Source organism: Mycobacterium sp. E1715, from assembly GCF_001667625.1.
Taxonomy (GTDB): domain Bacteria; phylum Actinomycetota; class Actinomycetes; order Mycobacteriales; family Mycobacteriaceae; genus Mycobacterium.
The window spans coordinates 1-7,073 of record NZ_LZJJ01000561.1; the positions used below are offsets into that span (position 1 = coordinate 1).

The following is a 7,073-nucleotide window of genomic DNA, read 5'->3' on the forward strand; positions in this document are numbered from 1 at the left end:
GCGCGGCCTTCAGATCCGTCGAGTCCTCGGTCCTGACGTTCCAGGGCAGGTCGAGCACGGTGTCCAGCCAGGTGCGGATCCAGCCGCTCTCCGGGCTCTGGTCGCTTGACCGTTCCAGCTTGCCGACCTCACGCAGCGCGGCCTCCCGCACCTTCTCGGGCAACTCCGCGGCCTCGACACGCGCCCGGTAGTCATCGGAGCCGTCGGGCTCGCCTTCCCCGAGTTCCTTGCGGATGGCCGCCAGCTGCTGGCGCAGCAGGAACTCCTTCTGCGTTTTCTCCATGCCCTCGCGCACGTCCTCGGCGATCTTGTCGTTGACCTCGACCTCCGCCAGGTGGGCGCTGGTCCAGTCGATCAGGACCCGCAACCGCTCGGCGACGTCGACGGTCTCGACCAGCTGCCGCTTCTGCTCGCTGGACAGGTAGGACGCGTACCCGGAGGTGTCCGCCAGGGCCGACGGGTCGGTCAGCCGGTTGACGTAGTCGATGATCTCCCAGGCCTCGCGCCGCTGCAGCATGGCCAGCAGCAGCTTCTTGTACTCCGCTGTCAGCGCCTTGATCTCGTCCGTCGTCTCCGCCTCGGGGACCTCGGTCACCTCGACCCACAGCGCCGCGCCGGGCCCGGACGCTCCGGTCCCGATCTGCGCCCTGCGTTCGCCGCGGACCACGGCCGCGGTGCCTCCGCCCGCGATGCGGCCGACCTGCAGGATCTTCGCGATCACACCGTGCGACGGGTAGCGGTCGTCGAGCCGGGGCGCGATCAGCAGCTGCCCCGATTCGCTCGCCTGAGCGGCGTCGATCGCCGCGCGCGCGGTGTCGTCGAGCGCGATCGGCACGACCATTCCGGGCAACACGATGGTGTCAGTGACGAACAGCACCGGCACCGATTTGGCTTCAGCCATCAATCCTCCAAAATCTGAGTCTGATGCGCTCAACCCAGCCCGGTGCCGGTTTGTTCCCGGGCGTGGTTTCGCCACGAGCGTGCGGCTGGCCGCACGCTCGAAGTCCAACGTGCGGCCAGCCGCACGTTCGGGACGCGGGTGCGCCGCCGTTACGCTGGCGGCGAAATGGGCCCGAACCGCCGCAACTGGGTCACGTGCTGCGGCGAAAGCTCTTCGAGGCAGGTGACACCGAGAAGCCCCATCGTCCGGATGATCCCGCTCTGGAGGATCTCGATGGCGCGGGTCACACCCGCCTCGCCACCGGCCATCAGCCCGTACAGGTAGGCGCGCCCGATCAGCGTGCACCGCGCACCCAGCGCGATCGCCGCGACGATGTCGGCGCCCGACATGATGCCGGTGTCGACCAGGATCTCGGTGTGCTTGCCCAGCTCACGGGCCACGGTGGGCAGCAGGTGAAAGGGTACCGGGGCCCGATCCAGTTGCCGCCCCCCATGATTCGACAAGACGAGGCCGTCGACGCCGCGATCGACGACGGCGCGGGCGTCCTCGAGCGTCTGGATGCCCTTGACCACCAACTTGCCCGGCCACTGAGCCTTGATCCACTCGAGGTCGTCGAAGGTCAGGCTGGGGTCGAACATCGTGCTGAGGTACTCGCCGACGGTGCCCGACCAGCGATCCAGCGATGCGAAGGACAGCGGCTCGGTGGTCAGCAGGTCGAACCACCACTTCGGGTGCGGCACCGCGTCCAGCACGGTGCGCAGCGTCAGCGTCGGCGGGATCGTCATTCCGTTGCGGTTGTCACGTAGCCGCGCGCCCGCGACCGGGACGTCGACGGTGGCCAGCAGGGTGTCGAACCCCGCGTCGGCCGCGCGCTTCACCAGCGCCATCGAGCGGTCGCGGTCGCGCCACATGTAAAGCTGAAACCACTTGCGCCCCTGGGGAACAGCGGTCACCAGGTCTTCGATCGCCGTGGTGCCCAGCGTGGAGAGCGAGAACGGGATCCCCGCCCGCGCGGCCGCCCGGGCGCCTGCGATCTCGCCCTCGGTGTGCATCAGCCGGGTGAATCCGGTGGGCGCGATGCCGAACGGCAGCACGACCGGTTGACCGAGGACGTTCCATCCGGCGGTCACATTGGAGACGTCGCGCAGGATGGTCGGGTGAAACTCGATGTCGCGGAAAGCCTGTCGGGCCCGCGCGATGGACAGCTCGTCGTCGGCGGCCCCGTCGGTGTAGTCGAATGCCGCCTTGGGCGTGCGCCGTTTGGCGATGCGTCGCAGATCGTAAATGGTGTACGCGGCGTCGAGGCGGCGCTTGGTCGCGTCGAACTGCGGACGCTTGAACTTGATCAGCGGCGCGAGGTCGCGCACCTTGGGCACTCGTCGTCGGACGGCCTTCCGTCTTTTCAATTCCACAGTGTGCAACCGTAGTCACATGGAACCGGAGAGCGACCCCTTCGACCTCCAGCGCTTCATCGACGCGCAGGCCCCGGTGTACCGCAACGTGGTCGAAGAGCTGCGGTCCGGGCGGAAACGCAGCCACTGGATGTGGTTCGTCTTCCCGCAGTTGCGCGGTCTGGGCGGCAGCCCCACCGCGGTGCACTACGGCATCTCGTCGCTCGACGAGGCCCGCGCGTACCTGCGCCACGATCTGCTCGGGCCGCGACTGCGCGAATGCGCGCGGCTGGTCAACGAGGTGCAGGGCCGATCGGTCGGCGACATTTTCGGCTCGCCCGACGACCTCAAACTTCGCTCGTCGATGACGCTGTTCGCACACGCGACGGAAGAAAACGAGGATTTCGTCGCGCTGCTCGACAAGTACTACGACGGCCGGCAGGACCGTCTCACGCTGGAGCGCCTAGCCCGAGCTTAGGATCCGCCAGCCGTGCGGCTCGACGACCACCGCGTCGAGGACCTCCTGGGGCGGCGCGGCGGACCCGCCGATGACCCGCCGGTGGGCGGTGCCCAGCTCCGAGGCCGCCACCCGCATCGGTTCGTCGCCGATGTTGAGCGCGACCAGCAGCGCGTCGTCGCCGCTGCGGGTCTCGTAGATGTAGTGCCGGTTTTCCAGCCGCAGCGCGCTCGTCGTCGCCCGGTGCAGCCACGGGTGGCGGCGGCGCAACCCTACGAGGAACTGGTGCAACGCCCACATATCGGTGCCGAACCTATCCAGTTGCATTGGGGGCGAGCCGAATTCGGGTCGCACGGCATCGTCGCCGCCGTAACGTTCTTCCTTGACGCCGCGGAAGCCCAATTCGTCGCCCGCGTACACGCTGGGCACGCCGCCGACGGTCAGCAGGATCACCAGCGCGTGCGCGACGTGCTCAGGACGTTCGAGGCGGCTGGCGATGCGGGTGACGTCGTGGTTGCCGATGAAGGTCAGCGGTGCGAAGCCGGCCAGGAACTCGGCGTGCCGCTGCAACGCCCAGTCCAACTCGAAGAAGTTGCCGTCGTTGAGGCTGCTCCAGATCGCCTTCCACAGCTCGTATTGGGTGGCCGAGTCGAACGTGGCGGCGCGCACCACCGCGGCGTAGTCGCCGTGGATGAGCTCACCGACGAACCAGGAATCCGGGAAGCGCTCGCGAACCCGCGGCAGCGTGGCCGCCCAAAAGCGTTCCGGCACCGTGTAAGCCGCGTCGAGGCGCCAGCCGTCGGCGCCGCGCCCCAGCCAGTGCGCCATCACATCCGCGGTGTAGTCGACGACCTCGGGGTTGTCGTGGTTGAGCGTGATCAGCTCGGAGTGGCCCTCGAAGGTGTGAAAGGCGCCGGGGCGTCCGCGGAACCAGCGCGCGGCCGCGTCATCGTGCGAAGCCTCCTGGTAGCGCGGGAAATCCACGCCGACGTGGTTGAACACGCCGTCGAGCAGGATGCGCAGGCCGCGGCGGCGGGCCTCGGCGACGAGGTGGTCGAAATCGGCGTCGTCACCCAGCCGCGGGTCAATGCGGTAATGGTCGGTGGTGTCGTAACCGTGTGTGCGCGAGGCGAATATCGGCCCCAGCGCAACGCCCGACGCCCCCAGGGCGATGGCGTGGTCGAACCAGTCGACGAGCCGCCGCAGCCGGTGTTCGCCCGGTTGCGGCGGCTCCGACGACGCGGGAAAGGCGCCGACGAACCCCAGCGGATAGACCTGCCACCAGATCGCGTGTTCTACCCAGGCTGGTTCCGTCACCGCGTCAGCCGACGGTGGCCAGCGTTTGGGAGGCGACGATCGCTTGCGCCACGCCGGAGATGATGGCCGCGGCCTTCAGCGCCTCCTGGATGGTCTCGCGACTCACGCCCGCCTCGCGCAGCGTGTGCTCGTGGGCGGCCACGCAGTCCGGGCATCCGTTGATCGACGACACCGCGAAACACCACAGCTCGAAGTTTGCCTTCTCCACACCGGGATTGGCGATGATGTTCATCCGCAATCCCGCGCGCAGATCGTCGTACTTCCCGTCGAGGAAGCCGCGGCCCCGGTAGAACACGTTGTTCATGCCCATGATCGACGCGGCCCCCAGCGCCGCGTTGTACGCCTCGGCCGACAGGACGTCGGCCGCCTCGGCGCCGATCTCGCTGATCACCTGGGTGTTCCGAGTCGCCGCGGCGCTCGCCAGCAGGGTGCCCCACAGCTGTTCCTCGTTGAGCTCCGTGGTGCGCGTGATAGAGCCCAGGTTCAGCTTGAGGTCCTTGGCGTACTCGGGCAGCGCCTCCTTGAGGTTTTCTACGCTCATCTCGCCTCCCTGATCAGACCCTAGGTGATTACGCCGAGGCCTTGAGCAGCTCGGTGGCGTTCAGCGTCGGGTCGCCCTTGCGCCAGTTGCAGGCGCACAGCTCGTCGGACTGCAGCGCGTCGAGCACCCGCAGCACTTCCTCCACGTTGCGGCCCACCGATCCGGCGGTGACCGAAACGAACTGGATCTCGTTGTTGGGGTCCACCAGGAAGGTGGCCCGGTCGGCGACGCCGTCGGCGTTCAGAACGCCGGTGGCCAGGCTCAGCTCCCGCTTGATGTCGGACAGCATGGGGAACGGCAGCTTCTTCAGGTCCTCGTGCTGGGCCCGCCAGTTGAAGTGCACGAACTCGCTGTCGATCGAGACGCCCAGCACCTGCGCGTCGCGGTCGGCGAACTCGTCGTTGAGCTTGCCGAACGCGGCAATCTCGGTCGGGCACACGAAGGTGAAGTCCTTGGGCCAGAAGAACACAACGCGCCACTTGCCTTCGTGGTCCTCGCTGGTGACGGTGGTGAAGTAGTCCTCGGGCTGCTTGGCGTCGACCTTGGACAGATCGCCCGCGATCAGGGCGGTGAGCTCGTAGGCGGGGAATTGGTCGCCGATGGTCAGCAAAGGCATGGCTCTCCTAATTTGGATTTACTCAAGATTAGCTTTCCCTGTCATGTTGCCCGCATACCCTGTCTGAAGTAAAGGTGATATTTCCCACTACACTTATAGGCATGCCCGATAAGAGTTATCAGCCGACTATCGCCGGCCTGCGCGCCTTCGTCGCGGTCGCCGAAAGGCGCCAATTCAGCAGCGCCGCAACATCTCTCGGCGTCAGCCAGTCCACACTGTCACAGGCGCTGGCGGCGCTGGAAACCGGGCTGGGAACCCAGCTCGTCGAGCGCTCGACGCGGCGTGTCCTGTTGACACCCGAAGGTACGCAACTGCTGCCGCGCGCCCAGGCCGTGGTCGAAGCGGCGGAGGCGTTCGCGGCCGCCGCAACGGGAACGTCGGACCCACTGCAGGGCACCCTGCGGCTGGGCATGATCCCCACGGTAGCGCCCTACGTGCTGCCCACCGTGCTGGCCGGCGTCGCCGATCGCCTAACCGCGCTGACCCTGCGGGTGATCGAGGACCAGACCGAACGCCTGCTCACCGCATTGCGCGGGGGGTCCCTGGACGCCGCCCTGATCGCGCTGCCCGCCGACGCAACCGGACTCACCGAGGTCCCGATCTACGACGAGGACTTTCTGCTCGCGGTGCCGCCGGGGCACCCGCTGTCCGGCAAGCGCCGGGTGCCGGCGTCGGCGCTGGCGGATTTGCCGTTGCTACTGCTGGACGAGGGCCACTGCCTGCGCGATCAAGCCCTGGATGTCTGCCAAAAGGCCGGTGTGCGAGCCGAACTCGCGGACACCCGGGCAGCATCGCTGGCCACCGCGGTGCAGTGCGTGACGGGCGGGCTGGGGGTGACGCTGATTCCGCAGAGCGCCGCGCCCGTCGAGGCGGCACGCAGCCGGCTCGGGCTGGCGCAGTTTGCGAATCCACGCCCGGGCCGGCGCATCGGGCTGGTGTTCCGGTCGTCGAGCGGCCGCGACGAATCCTATCGGCGGCTGGCCGCCATCATCGGAGAGTCGATCGGCGGCGAACAGCGGGTGCGGTTGGTCAAAGAGCGTCACTCGGCGGCGGTGGCCAGCGCGTCCATCAGGGCGTCGACGTTGAGCTGAGATTGGATGCCCGCGGTTCCCGCGAGGCCCGGCGCGCCGGTTGCCGCGGCCAACAGCGGCCCCGACCCCGGGCCCGCATACATCAACCCCGAGTTGACCTCCGGGGGCAACGACCAAAAGTCCATGAATCCTTGCTCTCGTCGGCCGGCGCGGTCGCCGACCATCGTCGACCGAAACGACGAAAAACGGTCCGGGACGCACTACTGCACTTTTCGTCCCGACTAGGGAACGACTACTGCATTGCGCCCAGAGCGCGGCTGTAGGTTCTGCCTATGGAAAAGGTGATCGCGGTGCTCAGGACGGCGGATTTCGGCGACGATTGGTGTGCCCGCCAGCGGGGACCGGTCGCCGACGCGCTATTGGACCTGGGTTTGCCCGGGCTGTCGGTCAACGTGCGCGACGACGCGGTGCGCCATTCGCTGATGACGCTGACGACGCTGGACCCGCCCGTCGGCGCGGTGGTGAGCATGTGGACGCAGCAGTGCTACGGCGAGCAGATGACCGCGGCCCTCGACCTGCTGTCCGCCGAATGCGACCAACTCGCCGCGTACCTCGTCACCGAATCGGTGCCGCTGAAAGGGCCCAGCACCGAGCCGGGTTCGCGCACAACGGGTTTGGCCAACATCGCGTTGCTGCGCCGGCCCGAGGCCCTCGACCAGGTGAGCTGGCTGAACCGGTGGCAGCGCGACCACACCTCGGTGGCCATCGAGACGCAGTCGACCTTCGGCTACACCCAGAACTGGGTGGTGCGTGCCCTCA

At 67.9% G+C, this 7,073-nt stretch carries 8 protein-coding genes and 1 pseudogene; 3 read left to right on the plus strand and 6 right to left on the minus strand.

The window, feature by feature from the left end; genetic code table 11:
• A partial coding sequence (locus A9X03_RS27460) for an LON peptidase substrate-binding domain-containing protein (RefSeq protein ID WP_197696157.1) occupies nt 1-901 on the minus strand: 901 nt, incomplete at its 3' end.
• A gap of 149 nt (nt 902-1,050) precedes the next feature.
• On the minus strand, nt 1,051-2,307 hold the full coding sequence (locus A9X03_RS27465; RefSeq protein ID WP_197498851.1) for an alpha-hydroxy acid oxidase: 1,257 nt from the start codon (nt 2,305-2,307) through the stop codon (nt 1,051-1,053).
• A 25-nt stretch (nt 2,308-2,332) separates the two neighbouring features.
• Between A9X03_RS27465 and A9X03_RS27470 the strand changes: the two genes are divergently transcribed.
• Entirely contained in the window at nt 2,333-2,770 is a 438-nt protein-coding gene (locus tag A9X03_RS27470; protein ID WP_067750005.1) for a DUF1810 domain-containing protein, read from the plus strand.
• Here the strand turns inward: A9X03_RS27470 and A9X03_RS27475 are convergent.
• Genes A9X03_RS27475 through A9X03_RS27485 form a run of 3 tightly spaced genes read right to left on the minus strand, consistent with a single transcriptional unit; the run spans nt 2,756 to nt 5,223 of the window.
• The gene (locus A9X03_RS27475; protein WP_067750007.1) at nt 2,756-4,066 is read right to left on the minus strand and encodes an alpha-amylase family protein; all 1,311 of its coding nucleotides are present in this window, start codon (nt 4,064-4,066) and stop codon (nt 2,756-2,758) included. The two genes, A9X03_RS27470 and A9X03_RS27475, sit on opposite strands and share 15 nt — an antisense overlap.
• Before the next feature lie 4 nt (nt 4,067-4,070).
• On the minus strand, nt 4,071-4,607 hold the full coding sequence (locus A9X03_RS27480; RefSeq protein WP_067750009.1) for an alkyl hydroperoxide reductase: 537 nt from the start codon (nt 4,605-4,607) through the stop codon (nt 4,071-4,073).
• 28 nt (nt 4,608-4,635) lie between these two features.
• The gene (locus A9X03_RS27485; RefSeq protein WP_067750011.1) at nt 4,636-5,223 is read right to left on the minus strand and encodes a peroxiredoxin; all 588 of its coding nucleotides are present in this window, start codon (nt 5,221-5,223) and stop codon (nt 4,636-4,638) included.
• Between the two features lie 101 nt (nt 5,224-5,324).
• Between A9X03_RS27485 and A9X03_RS27490 the strand changes: the two genes are divergently transcribed.
• Nucleotides 5,325-6,314, plus strand: a complete 990-nt coding sequence (locus A9X03_RS27490) for a hydrogen peroxide-inducible genes activator (protein ID WP_067750015.1) — start codon at nt 5,325-5,327, stop codon at nt 6,312-6,314.
• Between the two features lie 20 nt (nt 6,315-6,334).
• Here the strand turns inward: A9X03_RS27490 and A9X03_RS30945 are convergent.
• Nucleotides 6,335-6,439 (minus strand): annotated as a pseudogene (locus tag A9X03_RS30945) (PPE domain-containing protein); the annotation flags it as partial.
• A gap of 147 nt (nt 6,440-6,586) precedes the next feature.
• Here A9X03_RS30945 and A9X03_RS27500 point away from each other — a divergent pair.
• Nucleotides 6,587-7,073 (plus strand): hypothetical protein (locus tag A9X03_RS27500; protein WP_068263934.1); only part of this gene is annotated, 487 nt, incomplete at its 3' end.

What these genes read in the sequence shown, in the direction of transcription:
- A9X03_RS27470 (WP_067750005.1), top strand. Translation starts at nt 2,333, where the DNA reads ATGGAACCGGAGAGCGACCCCTTCGACCTCCAGCGCTTCATCGACGCG.
- A9X03_RS27480 (WP_067750009.1), bottom strand. Translation starts at nt 4,607, where the DNA reads ATGAGCGTAGAAAACCTCAAGGAGGCGCTGCCCGAGTACGCCAAGGAC.
- A9X03_RS27485 (WP_067750011.1), bottom strand. Translation starts at nt 5,223, where the DNA reads ATGCCTTTGCTGACCATCGGCGACCAATTCCCCGCCTACGAGCTCACC.
- A9X03_RS27490 (WP_067750015.1), top strand. Translation starts at nt 5,325, where the DNA reads ATGCCCGATAAGAGTTATCAGCCGACTATCGCCGGCCTGCGCGCCTTC.